The following is a 13,487-nucleotide window of genomic DNA, read 5'->3' as shown; positions in this document are numbered from 1 at the left end:
TCAGCCCGTCCGGCGTTTGAGGACCGGGGGTCCGGGGGCGGAGCCCCCGCCCTGCGGCGGAGCCGCATATCGGATACAGCGGGAAGGGGCGGGGTGGGGAAAACCGCCGGAGGCCCCCCTACGCGTACCGCCCCAACTCCCGCCGCGCCAGCGACCGCTGATGGACCTCGTCCGGCCCGTCCGCCAAGCGCAGCGTCCGCGCCGCCACCCACAGCTCCGCCAGCGGAAAGTCCTGCCCCACCCCACCCGCACCGTGCAGCTGCACCGCCTTGTCGACGATGTCCGCCACCGTCCGCGGCGTCGCGATCTTGATGGCCTGGATCTCGGTGTGGGCACCGCGGTTGCCGACCGTGTCCATCAGCCAGGCCGTCTTGAGCACCAGCAGCCGCAACTGCTCCACCGCGATCCGGGCGTCCGCGACCCACTCCTGCACCACGCCCTGCTGCGCCAGCGGCCTGCCGAAGGCCGTACGGGCCACCGCCCGCCGGCACATCAGCTCGATGGCCCGCTCGGCCATCCCGATCAGCCGCATGCAGTGGTGGATGCGCCCGGGCCCGAGCCGCGCCTGGGCGATGGCGAAGCCGCCGCCCTCCTCGCCGATCAGCTGGTCCGCGGGCACCCGGACGCGGTCGAGGACCACCTCGGCGTGGCCACCGTGGTAGTGGTCCTCGTAGCCGTAGACCCGCATCGCCCGGCGGATCTCCACACCGGGCGCATCGCGCGGGACCAGCACCATGGACTGCCGGCGGCGCACGTCCCGGCCGTCGGGATCGGTCTTGCCCATCACGATGAGGACCCGGCAGTCCGGGTGCAGCGCGCCGGAGATGTACCACTTCCGGCCGGTGATCACGTACTCGTCGCCGTCGCGCTCGATGAGGGTCTCGATGTTGGTCGCGTCCGACGAGGCCACCTCGGGCTCCGTCATCGCGAAGGCGGACCGCATCTCGCCCGCGAGCAGCGGCGCCAGCCAGCGCTTCTTCTGCTCCTCGGTCCCGAACTGCGCGAGCAGCTCCATGTTTCCCGTGTCGGGCGCCGCGCAGTTGAGGGCGGTGGGGGCGAGCTGGGGGCTGCGGCCGGTGATCTCGGCCAGCGGGGCGTACTGGAGGTTGGTGAGCCCGGCCCCGTGCTCCTCGTCCGGCAGGCTGTGCTGGTCATTGAAGAAAAGGTTCCACAGCCCCCGCCTGCGCGCCTCGGCCTTCAGCTCCTCGACGACCGGCGGCACCTCCCACGGCGAGGCGAGCCCCGCCCGCTGCTCGGCGGCCACGGCCTCCGCCGGGTAGACGTGCTCGTCCATGAAGTCCAGCAGCCTGCCGCGGAGTTCTTCCGTGCGGGCGTCGTATGCGAAGTCCATGCGCTCAGCCTTTCCGAAGGGTGTCGAGCCCGTTGCCGATGAACCGCGGCACGAGGGAGCCGATGCGGTCGAAGCCCGCGCCGACCGTCCGGCCCAGGGTGTAGCGGTAGTGGATGCCCTCCAGGATCACCGCGAGCTTGAAGCAGGCGAAGGCGGTGTACCAGGGCAGCGCCGACACGTCGCGGCCCGAGCCCGCCGCGTACCGCTCGGCGATCTCGTCCGGCGCCGGGTGCCCGGGGGCGCCGCCCGTGGTGGCGACGGGCGAGCCCGGCACGTCCCGCTGCTCGCTGTACATCACCAGCAGGCCCAGGTCGGTGAGCGGGTCGCCCAGCGTGGACATCTCCCAGTCCAGGACCGCCCGGACCGTGTCGTCCGCGCCGACGAGGACGTTGTCGAGCCGGTAGTCGCCGTGGACGACCGCGGGCGCGGGGGAGCGGGGCAGCGCCCCGGCGAGCGCCCGGTGCAGCTCGTCGATCCCGGGCAGCTCGCGGTTGCGGGAAGCTTCCAGCTGCTTGCCCCACCGCCCCAGCTGCCGCTCCAGGAACCCCTCCGGGCGCCCGAAGTCCCCCAGGCCCACCGCCTCCGGGTCCACGGCGTGCAGCCGTACGAGCGTGTCGGCGAGGCCCAGCACGACGGAACGGGTGCGCTCCGGGCCGAGCGCGGCGAGCTGCTCCGCCGTGCGGTACGGGGTGCCCTCGACGTGTTCCATCACGTAGAAGGGCGCCCCGATCACCTCCTCGTCCTCGCACAGCAGCACGGTCCCCGGCACCGGCACGGGCGTGTCCCGCAGCGCGCTGATCACCCGGTGCTCGCGGCGCATGTCGTGCGCCGTGGCCAGCACGTGCCCCAGCGGGGGGCGGCGCACCACCCAGCGCCGCCCGGTGCCGTCGCCCACCGCGTAGGTGAGGTTGGACCGGCCCCCTTCGATCAGCGCGGCCGTCAGCGGACCGCCCACCAGGCCCGGCCGTTCGCGGTCCAGACAGGTCCGCAGCCTCTCGAGGTCGAGGCCCGGGGGATTGGCCCGTGCTGTGGCTCTGCTCATGCGCTTGCTCCTCGGGGGAGTTGGCCGTGACATCCGTTCTGACATCCGTCCCGGATCATGATGCCGACCGGTCGGTATGCCGTCCAGAGCCGGCCGGCCCCGGCCCCGGCGCCGCGCGCTCCGCCGCCGGCTCCCGCCGGTACCGCGCTCACGCGTGGCAGGCCACCGGCCGCCCGCCGTTCATCACCGCCATGTCGCCGAGCACGGTCACCAGGTCCAGCGGGGAGCCCGGCGGCAGGCCGTCCAACTCGGCGTACGCCCGGTGCAGGTTGGCGACCAGCCGCTCGCTCTCGCGGAGCTGGGCAAACTCGCCCAGGTCGGCCTTGCGCGCGGCCTCCAGCGGGGTGAGCCCGGCGGCGTGCGAGGTGCGGGCCAGCTCCTCCACGTAGCGCAGGTACGCCTCGACGGTGTCGTAGACGCCCGGGTCGGTGACGCGGCCGTGGCCGGGCACGACCACCTGCGCGTCGAGTGCGCGCAGCTGCTCCAGGGCGCGCAGCGAGCCGCTGAGGGAGCCCATCATGACGAAGGGGGTGCCGCCGTGGAAGACGAGGTCGCCCGTGAAGACGACGCCCTGCTCCGGCAGCCAGGCGATCGCGTCGCCGACGGTGTGTGCGACGCCCGGGTGGAGGAGCCGCACCTCGATGTCGCCGACGTGGAGCGTGAGCGAGTCGGTGAACGTGAGGTCGGGCGGGGTGATTTCGACGTGGCCGTAGTCGACGTCGGGCCAGGCGAGGTGGAGCTGGAGACCCGCGGCGAGGGTCTCGCGCCGGCAGTCGGCGTGGCCGATGATCGTGGCCCCGGGGGCGAAGACGCAGTTGCCGTAGGTGTGGTCGCCGTGGTGGTGGGTGTTGACCACGGTGGAGGGCAGCGGGGCGCCGCTCGCGGTCACCGCGTCGCGCAGCAGCCGGGCGCGGCGCTCGGTGGCGGCCGTGTCGATCAGCAGGGTGCGGGTGCTGTCGGTGACGAAGCCCGCGTTGTTCAGGCACCAGCCGCCGTCGGGCTGGATGTAGGCGCTCACGCCGGGGGCGAGCGGCACGGTGTACGGCTCGCCCCCCGCCGCCCCGGTGTCCGTTGTGCCGCTGTGCGTCGTGCTCATCGATGACCTCCCTGCCGTCCGCCGCGCGGGTGGGCGGATCCGACCGCCCGTCAGAATACGGGCGGCGGGGGAGGGGTGCCGGGCCGGTGGCGCGCCGGTCGTGCCTTGATGGCGCCTTGGTGGCGCCCCGGTCGCGGGCCTGCGGGCCCGCAGGTCTCAGGCGCCGTGCTCCAGGCCGGGGCGGAGGCGCTCCAGGAGCCGGTAGAGCGTCGTGCGCTCCTCCTCGTCCAGCGCGTCGAGCGCGCTGTGCGTGGCCTGCATCTCGGCCCGCACGCGGTGGATGATCTCGCGGCCCTCGTCCGTGGCCACCACGTTCTTCACCCGGCGGTCGGAGGGGTCGGGCTCGCGGCGGACCAGGCCGCGGGCCTCCAGGCGGTCGACGATGCCGGTGACGTTGGAGGCGTCGCAGATCAGCAGGGTGGCCAGGCCGCGCATCGGGACCGGTCCCTTGAGCTGGGCGAGCAGCTTGGCCTGCACCGAGGTGAGGCCGTGGCGGCCGGCGGCGGCCGCGAAGTCCTGCCACTGGGCGGTGCCGAGCGCCGCGACCAGCTCCAGGAGCTGGGCCTTGGTCGGGGGAGCGGGGATCGAGGCGGTCATGGGCTCGAGTGTACTCAAGAGCTTGAGTACATCAAACATTAACTTGACTATCTGAAGTATCTGGGCCTAACGTGTTCCAAGTTGCTTGACGATCTCAAGCATCAATGTCGTGAAGTAACTGAGTGACCGATGCACGCGAAGGAAACCTGCCAGCCCATGACCTCCCCAGCGCCGACCGCAACCGGTGGCAAGCAGCGCAACGAGACGGTGATCGTCTTCGCGCTGAGCCTCGCCGCCATGGTCGTCTCGATGATGCAGACCCTGGTCGTGCCGATCCTCGGCCTCATCCAGAAGGACCTGGACACCACGTCCGCCAACGTCAGCTGGGTCACCACCGCGACCCTCCTCTCCGCCGCGGTCTTCACCCCGCTGCTCGGCCGCTTCGGCGACCAGCACGGCAAGAAGCAGACCCTGGTCGGCGTGCTGGTCGTCATGGTCGCGGGATCCGTCCTCGCCGCCGTGACCCACTCCCTGCTCTGGCTGATCGTCGGCCGGGTGCTCCAGGGCGCCGCCACCGCGATCTTCCCGCTGGCGCTCTCCGTGCTCCGCGAGGAGGTCCGCCCGGCGAAGCTGCCCGGTGCCATGGCCATGGTCAGCGGCACCCTCGCCTTCGGCAGCGGCCTCGCGCTCGTCGCCACCGGCCTGCTCACCTCCGGTGACAACCCCGACTACCGCAGCGCCTTCTGGCTGGCCACCGGCCTCGCCTCGCTCGCCCTCATAGCCGTCGTCGCCCTCGTCCCCGCCACCCGGGAGACCACCGGCGGCCGCACCGACGTCCTGGGCGCCCTCACCCTGGCCGCCACCCTGGTGCTGCTCCTGCTGCCCATCACCCAGGGCCACGAGTGGGGCTGGTCCTCCGGCCGCACGATCGGCTGCTTCGCCGGTGCCGCGGTGGCGGCCGCGCTGTGGACCCTGGTCGAGCGCAAGGTGCGCGAGCCGCTGGTCGACATGCGGATGTTCGTCCACCGCCCGGTGCTCTTCGCCAACGTGGCCGGCCTGCTCGTCGGCTTCGGCTCCTTCGCCCTCTTCATCGGCGTCTCGTACCTGGTCCAGATGCCCTCGAAGATCACCGGCTACGGCTTCGACGCGTCCGTCCTGCGCGCCTCCGTCGAGTACCTGCTGCCGAGCACGATCGTCTCCCTGCTCGCCGCCCCGGTCGGCGGTCAGCTGGTGCGCCACAAGGGCCCGCGCCTGGTGCTGCTGCTGGCCTCGCTCGTCGGCACCGCCGGCTTCGTCTGGATCGCGCTCGACCACGAGCACACCGCCTCGGTGATCGCCGCGGGCATGTTCGTCGGCGCGGCCATCAGCTTCGGCTACGCGGCCATGCCGGCCGTGATCGTCGCCAGCGTGCCGCACCACCAGACCGGCATCGCCAACGGCATCAACTCCATCTCCCGCTCGACCGGCAGCGCCATCGGCAGCGCGATGATCACCACGGTGCTGGCCTCCAAGAGCATCGAGCACCTGCCGCCGGGCGCGCCCAAGCTGCCCGCCGAGAGCCAGTTCACCCTGACGTTCGTCATCGCGGGCACGGCCTTCCTGCTGGTGTCCCTGGTGGCCTGGCTGGGCCTGCGCAAGGTCCACGCGCTGCAGCCGGCAGCGGTGGCGGCCCCGGCCCCGGCGGCCGAGGCTGAGAACGCAGCGGCCACGCACTGAACTGAAGGAGTCGGCACGATGAAGGCTGTCAGCTACCGCGCCTACGGTGGTCCCGAGGTCCTGGAGTGCGGGGAACTCCCCAAGCCCACGGTGGGCCCGGACGCCGTCCTGATCAAGGTCAGGGCCGCGGCCGTCAACCCGGTCGACTGGAAGGCCCAGGCGGGCTACCTGGACGGCATGCTCGACGCGGTCTTCCCGGTCGTCCCGGGCTGGGACGTCTCCGGCGTCGTCGTGGCGCGGGGGGCCGACACCCCGGAGTACGAGGAGGGCGACGAGGTCATCGGCTACGTCCGGGAGGACTTCCTCTCCCGGGGCACCTTCGCCGAGTACGTCGCCGCCCCCGTGCGCACGCTCGCGCCCAAGCCGGCCGGCCTCACCTTCGAGCAGGCCGCGGGCCTCCCGCTGGCGGGCCTGACCGCCTACCAGTCGCTCAAGGCGACCGGGACGGGGGAGGGCGACACGGTCCTGGTCCACGCCGCCGCGGGCGGCGTCGGCTCCATGGCCGTCCAGCTCGCGCGCCACATGGGCGCCCGCGTCATCGGCACGGCGAGCGAGCGCAACCACGACTACCTGCGCTCCCTGGGGGCCGAGCCCGTCACCTACGGCGAGGGCCTCGCCGGGCGGGTACGGGCCCTGGCGCCCGAGGGCGTGAACGTGGTCCTCGACCTGGTCGGCGGCGGAGCCGTGCAGACGTCGCCCGAACTGACGGCGGAAGGCGCCCGCCTGGTCTCCATCGCCGACCCGGCCGTAACGGCCCTGGGAGGCCGCCTCCTGTGGGTCCGCCCCGACGCGGCGGACCTGACGGCGCTGAGCCGCCTGGCGGAGCAGGGGGTGCTGTCGGTGGAGGTGGCGGAGGTCTTCCCGCTGGAGAAGACGGCAGAGGCGCAACGCCTGAGCGCGGCGGGCCACACGCGGGGGAAGATCGTGGTGACGGTGTAGGAGGGGGCCATTCCCCAATCCCGCCCTTCCCCGAAACCGGGGGCAAAGCCCCCGGACCCCCGGGTGGGGGAAGGCGGAACGGGGGGCTCTGCCCCCCAAGCCCCCTGCGCTGCGCGCGGGGCGATACTCGGGGGCTGCGCCTCCAGGCCCCCGCCTATGCGCGGCCCCCGGCGCCGGGTTGGCTGATCTCGCCTCCGGCACCCGGCCGCGCTGCACGCGCCGCGGGCAGAGCCGCACGCCGTGCGGGCTGATCTTGCCCCCGGCACGGGGGTCCGGGGGCAAAGCCCCAGTTTTCGCCCCTGCGCGCAGCGCGAGGGGCCGGGCCGGGGGTAGGGGGCGAAGCCCCCGTTGTCCACCCCCGGGGTCCGGGGCGGAGCCCCGGTTACGGGAAGGGGCGGGGTGGGGGAGAGAACCGCCCCCCACGCTCCCGCAGGCGCGCATACGCCGCCAACCCGTCCGGCACCCACTCCCACTCGCCCAGCCCCAGCCGCGCCTCCACCTCCTCCTCCGCGAGGAAGTCCCACCAGGCCACCTCCTCCACCTGTGGACTGACCGGGAGGTCGCAGCGGACCTCGTACACCGCCGACCACCACCCCTGGCCCCGGCCCCGGTCCTCGTAGAGGAAGCGGAACAGCGGCGTGGGCGCCGGCAGCCCCGTCACGCCCAGCTCCTCCTCGGCCTCCCGCAGCGCCGCCTCGTCGTACGACTCGCCCGCTCCGACCACCCCGCCCACGAACATGTCGTACTGCGAGGGGAAGACGAGCTTCCGCGCGGTCCGGCGGTGCACGAAGATCCGTCCCTGCGCATCGCGCGCCTGGATGAAGACGCAGCGGTGGCGCAGTCCGCGCGCATAGGCCTCGCCGCGCGGCGCCTGTCCGATCACCCGGTCGTGCTCGTCGACGATGTCCAGCACCTCGTCCGCCCCGAGCGGCTGCTGATCACTCATGGGTCCATCCAACCAGCGGATCGGCGTCAGTGCGGCTGGAGGTCGCGCACCCGGTCGCTCTCCGGCGTCCCCGACGGCATCGCCGGATGGCGGCCGATCAGGACGATCCCGACCACGATCGCCACCAGCCCGGCCGCCTCCCAGGCCAGCGCCGCGGGCGTGGTCCGCACCCGGTCGCCCATGAAGCCCACCCCGCAGGCGATCCCCGCCAGCGGCTGGGCCGCGGTCAGGGCGGGCAGCGACATCCGCAGCGGGGCCGTCTCGAAGGCGCTCTGCACCATCACCAGCGCCGTCACCCCGATGGCCAGCACCCCGTACGGCTGCCAGCTGGTGACGAGCGTCGTCCAGCCGCCGTGCGAGAAGCGCTCGCCGCTCACCCGGGTGAGGGCGTCCTGGACGCCGTAGAGCAGCCCGGCGGCCACGCCCAGCAGCGCCGCCTCCGTGCTCATCCGGACCCGCTTGGACGCGGCGGCCAGCAGCAGGGCGGTGCCCACCATCACCCCGACGATCAGCCAGTGCCGCAGCGGGTCGGTGACCGTGCCGCCGCCGTGCGGCCGGCCCGCGACGATGAAGGCGGTCACCCCGCCTGCCAGCAGCCACAGCCCCGTCCAGCCGCTGCGGCCCAGGGGCTGCTTGGTCTGCCAGCGGGAGAGCGCCATGGCGAACAGCAGGTTCGTCGCCGTGAGCGGCTCCACCAGCGAGACCTCGCCCCAGCTCAGCGCGATCGCGCTGAGCGCCATGCCGCAGACCATCAGGCCGATGCCGGCCAGCCAGCGGGGCATACGGGCGAGGTCGAGCAGCAGCCGCAGGGAGAGAAAGTCGCTCATGGGCGCCCGCTGTGCGGCGTTCTGCTGGAGAACGAAACCCACACCCAGGCAGCACGCCGCACTCAGGGCGAAAGCGAAGACCATCACGTCGCGCACCTCAAGACCGGCCGGTCGTAGGAGACTTGACAGAAAAACGATAGCCGCCTTGTGGGCGGTGTGACGGCCGAGTACCCCGCTTTCGGTAGTTCATCCCGCCGGGTTGACTTCCTCCCCGCGGGTCGAACTGGGGTGCGTCGTGCAAGTGTGCGAGATGAGGCGGGTGGGGTGTCCGCCCGGATCCGGTGGGCGGATCCGGACCGGGACGCCCTCGCCGCCTGCTCCCGCCCAGGTGGTTCCGGGGGTGCCCGGCAACTCCACCTGACGCTACGTCACTTGAGGTAATGCCGGCGTCAAGATCGGTCTTGACGCGGAGCCGTGACTACCGGTTTGCTGTGCGTGATCGAGACGCGCCGTGGAGGAAGCCCGCAGATGACGCCCCCACCCCCCTTGGGCCGCCCCCGGAACAAGGACGGGCCGTCCTTCGACCCCGCCCTCGACGACCCCGAACTCGCCACTGTCCGCGACGCCCTGGCCCGCGGTCGCTGGGCCGACACCCGCCAGTTGCTCGCCTGCACCGGCGACGACTGGGACCGCCGCGGCCACCGCCTCGTCGTCCTCGGCGAGGGCCCCGCCAGCGCCGCCTGGGCCCGGGAGTGGCAGCTCGCCGAGCCCGACAGCCCGGATGCCGCCGCCCTCCTCGCCTGCGCCACCGTCTCCCGCGCCGTCAACGGCAAGGACAGCCCCGACGCCGCCCGCGCCCTCTGCCTGGCCGCCGCCCGCATGGCGCCCCGCGACCCCACCCCCTGGCTCGGCGTGCTCATCCTCGCCCGCGGCACCGGCACCGACGACGAGCGCGTCCGCGCCTTCGACCAGGTGCGCACCCGGCACCGGGACCACCACCACGCCCACCACCTGATGGCCGCCTGCCTGGCCGAGCACCAGGACGGCGACCGCGACGACCCGCTGCACGAGGTCTACGACTTCGCCGCCTGGGCCGCCGAGCAGGCCCCCGCCGACTCCCCGCTGGCCGTGCTGCCCGTCGTCGCCCACGCCGAGCGCTACCGCGTCCTCGCCCGCGCCGGGCTCGAGCCCCCCGACCCCGCCCGGTCCGGGCACTGGACCACGCGCCGCGCCCGCCAGGTGATGAAGTCGGCCTTCGACTGGTGGCTCGAATGGGACGTCGACGAGAGCACCACGGGCGCCGCGGGCGGCCCGCACCCCCGGCACAAGGTCGACCTCAACTACCTCGCCCACGCCAAGCTCCACGAGGGACGGCTGGCCGAGACCGCCGCCCTGCTCACCCGCATCGGCCCGCACGCCACCCCCATGCCCTGGTCCTACCCCGGCCGGGAGCCCGGGAAGGCGTTCCGGGCCGCCCGCCGCGCCGCGCTCGGCGCCGCGTAATCCCCCCTCCGCGTTCCTCCACGGGAAGGACGACCCCGCCATGTCGACGGGCACCACGAGCGAGATCAGCACCTTCAAGGGCCAGGAGAGACGCCTGCGCGCCGGACGGATAGGAGTGGCGGGACTGCTGCTCTCGGTGGTCGCCGCCAGCGCCCCCCTGATGGTCACGGCCGGTGTCATGCCCACCACCTACGGAACCATGGGCATCGTCGGCCAGCCGCTGCTCTTCGTCATCCTCGGCGTCGTGCTGACCCTCTTCAGCTTCGGCTACGCCGAGATGAGCCGCCACGTCCACAACGCCGGCGCCTTCTACGCGTACATCGCCCGCGGCCTCGGCGGCACGGCCGGGGCCGCGGCCTCCGTGGTCGCCCTGGTCGCCTACAGCACCCTCCAGTTCGGCATCTACGGCATCTTCGGGTTCGAACTGGCCGGTCTGCTCGACGAACACCTCGGCATCACCGTCGCCTGGTGGGTCCCCGCCCTCGCCGCGGTGCTCGCCGTCGGCGTGCTCGGCTGGCTGAAGATAGACCTCAGCGCCAAGGTCCTCGGCGTCCTGCTGCTCGTCGAGTGCGCCGTGGTCGGCGTCTTCGTCGTGGCCGGGCTCGCCGACCCCGGCAACGAAGGGGTCTCGCTGCGCGCCTTCGACCCCGGCGCGCTCTCCGGCGGCGGACTCGGCACCGCGCTCTGCTTCACCATCGCCGCCTTCGTGGGCTTCGAACAGGCCGCCGTCTACGCGGAGGAGACCAGCCGGCCGCAGATCACCGTGGCCCGGGTGACCTTCCTCGCCGTCGGCTTCGTGGCGGTGTTCTTCGCGCTCTCGTCCTGGGCGCTCAGCGTCGCCGTCGGGCCCTCGTCGATCGTCGGCACCGCCCGGGAGCAGGGCCCCGACCTGCTCTTCGTCCTCATCGAGCAGCGGCTCGGCAATGGCTTCGCCGACCTGGCGCACGTCTTCTACGTCACCGGCATGTTCGCCGCCATGCTCAGCTTCCACAACGTCGTCGCCCGCTACGCCTTCGCCATGGGCCGCGAGGGCCTGCTGCCCGCCGCCGTCGGCCGCACCGCCCGGGCCAGCGGCGCCCCTGCCCACGGCTCCCTGCTGCAGAGCGCCGTCTCCCTCCTCGTCGTCGGCCTCTTCGCCGTCACCGACAACCGGCCGAAGGGCGATCCGACCGCGCCCGTACAGCGCCTGTTCACCTGGAGCGGCAACGTCGGCGCCCTCGGCATCATCGTGCTCATGGCCGCCACCTCGGCCGCCGTCGTCTCCTTCTTCGTCCGCCGCGGCGCAGCCCGGCCGCAGGGCCCGCGGCTCGTCGCCTCGGGGCTGGCGGGCCTGGCCCTGCTGGTCATCGGCGGTTACGCGGTCAGGGACTTCGACGTGCTCCTCGGCGCCGACCCCGGCTCGGCCCTGCGCTGGATCCTGCCGGGCAGCATCGGCGCGGCCGTGGTGCTGGGGCTGGTCTTCGGACTGGTGCTGAAGGCCGTACGGCCCGAGGTGCACAGCCGGATCGGGCTGGGGAACGAGGCGTTCCAGCTGGAGAAGGCCGCGAGCGCGGCGGCCGCCGCAGCACGATGAGCAACCGGTGAGCACCGACAAGCAAGGCCCCCACGAGAACACCGCCACGAACCAGCGAAAGGTTTCGTCATGACGTGCTGTCACTCCGAGCCCGCGGTGGCACCGCCCCACCCCCTCGACCCGCTGAGCCCCGACGAGATAGCGGCCGCCCGGCGCATCCTCGACGAGGCGGGCAAGGTGACCGAGAGCACCCGCTTCCCGCTGGTCCTGCTCGACGAGCCCGACCGGCACACGGCCGCCGCCCACCGCCCCGGCGCCCCCTTCGTGCGCCGGCTGAGGGTCACCCTCCTCGACCTGTCGACCGGAGCCTGCGCCGAGGCGCTCGTCGACGTCACCGCCGGCCTGCTGCTCTCCCACCGGGAGCTGGACACGGCGGTGGAGGGCCAGCCCGCGATCACCTTCGAGGAGTACGCGCTCGTCGAGGAGATCGTGAAGGCCGACCCCGGCTGGCGCAAGGCCATGGCCGAGCGCGGCATCGACGACACGGACCTCGCCGTCTGCGCCCCGCTCGGCGCGGGCAGCCTGGTGCTCGACCGGCCGGGCCGCAGGCTGATGCGCTCACTGACCTGGCTGCGCTGCGACGCGAGCGACAACCCCTTCGCACACCCCGTGGGCGGGCTCGTCGCCGACGTCGACGTCATCGAGCGCAAGGTCGTCCGGCTCGTCGACACGGGGCCCGTGCCCGTACCCGCCGAATGCGGGCGCTACACACCGGAGTTCACGGGACCGGTCCGCACCGACCTGCGCCCGCTGGAGATCAGCCAGCCCGAGGGGCCGTCCTTCCGGCTCGACGGCCCCCTGCTGACCTGGCAGAACTGGAGCTTCCGGGTCGACTTCAACGGCCGCGAGGGCCTGGTCCTGCACCGGATCACCCACCGCGACCCCGCCGACGGCAGGGAGCGGTCCGTCCTGCACCGCGCCTCCCTCGCCGAAATGGCCGTCGCCTACGGGGAGGCCGAGGAGACCCGCAACTGGGTGGGCTTCCTCGACGCGGGGGAGTACTCGCTGGGCCGCAGCGCCAACGCCCTCCGGCTCGGCTGCGACTGCCTCGGCGAGATCCGCTACCTCGACGCCGTCGTCGCCGACGACCACGGCAACCCGGAGACCCTGCCCAACGCGATCTGCATCCACGAAGAGGACTTCGGCCTCCTCTGGAAGCACACCGACATCTTCAACGGCAACGCCGCCGAGAGCCGCCGCTCCCGCCGCCTGGTCGTCTCCTACATCGCCACCGTGGGCAACTACGACTACGGCTTCTACTGGTACTTCCACCAGGACGGCAGCATCGCCTTCGAGGCCAAGGCCACCGGCATCGTCCAGACCTCGGCCGTGGCGCCGGGCACGGGCTCGCCGCACGGCACCGAGGTCGCCCCGGGCCTGCTCGCCCCCTACCACCAGCACCTCTTCTGCGTACGCCTCGACGCGGCCGTCGACGGGCTCGCCAACACGGTCGAGGAACTCGACGTCGTCCCGGTCCCGCCCGGCCCCGAGAACCCCAACGGCAACGCCTTCACCACCCGTACCACCGTGCTGGCCGACAGCGCGGACGGCGGGCGGCAGGCCGACCCGCTGGCCGGCCGGGTGTGGCGCATCACCAACCCCGGTGCCCGCAACCGCATGGGCCGCCCCGTCGCCTACGCCCTCGTCCCGCAGCCCGGCCCCACCGTCCTGGCCCAGCCGGGCTCGCCGGTCGCCCGCCGCATGGCCTACGGCACCAAGCACCTGTGGGTCACCCGGCACCGCCCCGACCGCCGCTTCCCGGCGGGCGAGCACCCCAACCAGCACCCGGGCGGCGCGGGCCTGCCGGAGTGGACGGCGGGCGGGGAGTCCCTGGAGGACACCGAGCTGACGGTCTGGCACACCTTCGGGCCGACGCACCTGCCGCGCCCGGAGGAGTGGCCGGTGATGCCGGTCGACGTCACGGGCTTCACGCTCAAGCCGAGCGGCTTCTTCGACCGCAACCCGGCGCTGGACCTGCCGAAGGAGAAGAGCCGCGGCAGCCACTAGGGGGTACCCG

The 13,487-nt window shown here is 73.2% G+C and carries 11 protein-coding genes; 5 read left to right on the top strand and 6 right to left on the bottom strand.

What is annotated here, in order from left to right; all coding sequences use genetic code 11:
* Positions 1-118: 118 nt before the first annotated feature.
* From AC1Z4A_RS05440 to AC1Z4A_RS05425, 4 genes are all read right to left on the bottom strand, one after another.
* Positions 119-1,351 (bottom strand): acyl-CoA dehydrogenase family protein, encoded by a 1,233-nt coding sequence (locus tag AC1Z4A_RS05440; RefSeq protein WP_483676683.1) that lies wholly within the window; start codon positions 1,349-1,351, stop codon positions 119-121.
* Positions 1,352-1,355: 4 nt separating this feature from the next.
* Positions 1,356-2,393, bottom strand: coding sequence for a phosphotransferase family protein (locus AC1Z4A_RS05435; RefSeq protein ID WP_483676682.1), 1,038 nt, complete (start codon positions 2,391-2,393; stop codon positions 1,356-1,358).
* A gap of 148 nt (positions 2,394-2,541) precedes the next feature.
* Positions 2,542-3,489: an MBL fold metallo-hydrolase gene (locus AC1Z4A_RS05430; protein WP_483676681.1), complete on the bottom strand. Its 948-nt coding sequence runs from the start codon at positions 3,487-3,489 to the stop codon at positions 2,542-2,544.
* A 156-nt stretch (positions 3,490-3,645) separates the two neighbouring features.
* A complete protein-coding gene (locus AC1Z4A_RS05425) occupies positions 3,646-4,086 on the bottom strand; it encodes a MarR family winged helix-turn-helix transcriptional regulator (protein ID WP_483676680.1) in 441 nt (146 codons plus the stop codon).
* A 156-nt stretch (positions 4,087-4,242) separates the two neighbouring features.
* Here AC1Z4A_RS05425 and AC1Z4A_RS05420 point away from each other — a divergent pair, with 156 nt between their 5' ends.
* Positions 4,243-5,742 (top strand): MFS transporter, encoded by a 1,500-nt coding sequence (locus AC1Z4A_RS05420; protein WP_483676679.1) that lies wholly within the window; start codon positions 4,243-4,245, stop codon positions 5,740-5,742.
* Positions 5,743-5,760: 18 nt separating this feature from the next.
* Positions 5,761-6,681, top strand: coding sequence for an NADP-dependent oxidoreductase (locus AC1Z4A_RS05415; RefSeq protein ID WP_483676678.1), 921 nt, complete (start codon positions 5,761-5,763; stop codon positions 6,679-6,681).
* Between the two features lie 382 nt (positions 6,682-7,063).
* Here the strand turns inward: AC1Z4A_RS05415 and AC1Z4A_RS05410 are convergent, their stop codons facing one another.
* Together AC1Z4A_RS05410 and AC1Z4A_RS05405 are read right to left on the bottom strand one after the other, a co-directional pair.
* Positions 7,064-7,627, bottom strand: coding sequence for an NUDIX domain-containing protein (locus AC1Z4A_RS05410; RefSeq protein ID WP_483676677.1), 564 nt, complete (start codon positions 7,625-7,627; stop codon positions 7,064-7,066).
* A gap of 26 nt (positions 7,628-7,653) precedes the next feature.
* Entirely contained in the window at positions 7,654-8,538 is an 885-nt protein-coding gene (locus AC1Z4A_RS05405; RefSeq protein ID WP_483683509.1) for a DMT family transporter, read from the bottom strand.
* 384 nt (positions 8,539-8,922) lie between these two features.
* Between AC1Z4A_RS05405 and AC1Z4A_RS05400 the strand changes: the two genes are divergently transcribed.
* From AC1Z4A_RS05400 to AC1Z4A_RS05390, 3 genes are all read left to right on the top strand, one after another.
* Positions 8,923-9,897 carry a hypothetical protein gene (locus AC1Z4A_RS05400; RefSeq protein ID WP_483676676.1) on the top strand — a complete coding sequence of 325 codons (975 nt, stop codon included), beginning with the start codon at positions 8,923-8,925 and terminating at the stop codon, positions 9,895-9,897.
* Between the two features lie 40 nt (positions 9,898-9,937).
* Complete coding sequence (locus AC1Z4A_RS05395) at positions 9,938-11,470, top strand: APC family permease (RefSeq protein ID WP_483676675.1); 1,533 nt, start codon at positions 9,938-9,940, stop codon at positions 11,468-11,470.
* Between the two features lie 69 nt (positions 11,471-11,539).
* Positions 11,540-13,477, top strand: coding sequence for a primary-amine oxidase (locus AC1Z4A_RS05390; protein ID WP_483676674.1), 1,938 nt, complete (start codon positions 11,540-11,542; stop codon positions 13,475-13,477).
* Positions 13,478-13,487 lie beyond the last annotated feature (10 nt).

The organism is Streptomyces sp. 17_S59 (assembly GCF_056930295.1).
The sequence above is the reverse complement of the archived record's forward strand: the minus strand, read 5'-3'. Positions and strand labels throughout refer to the sequence as shown.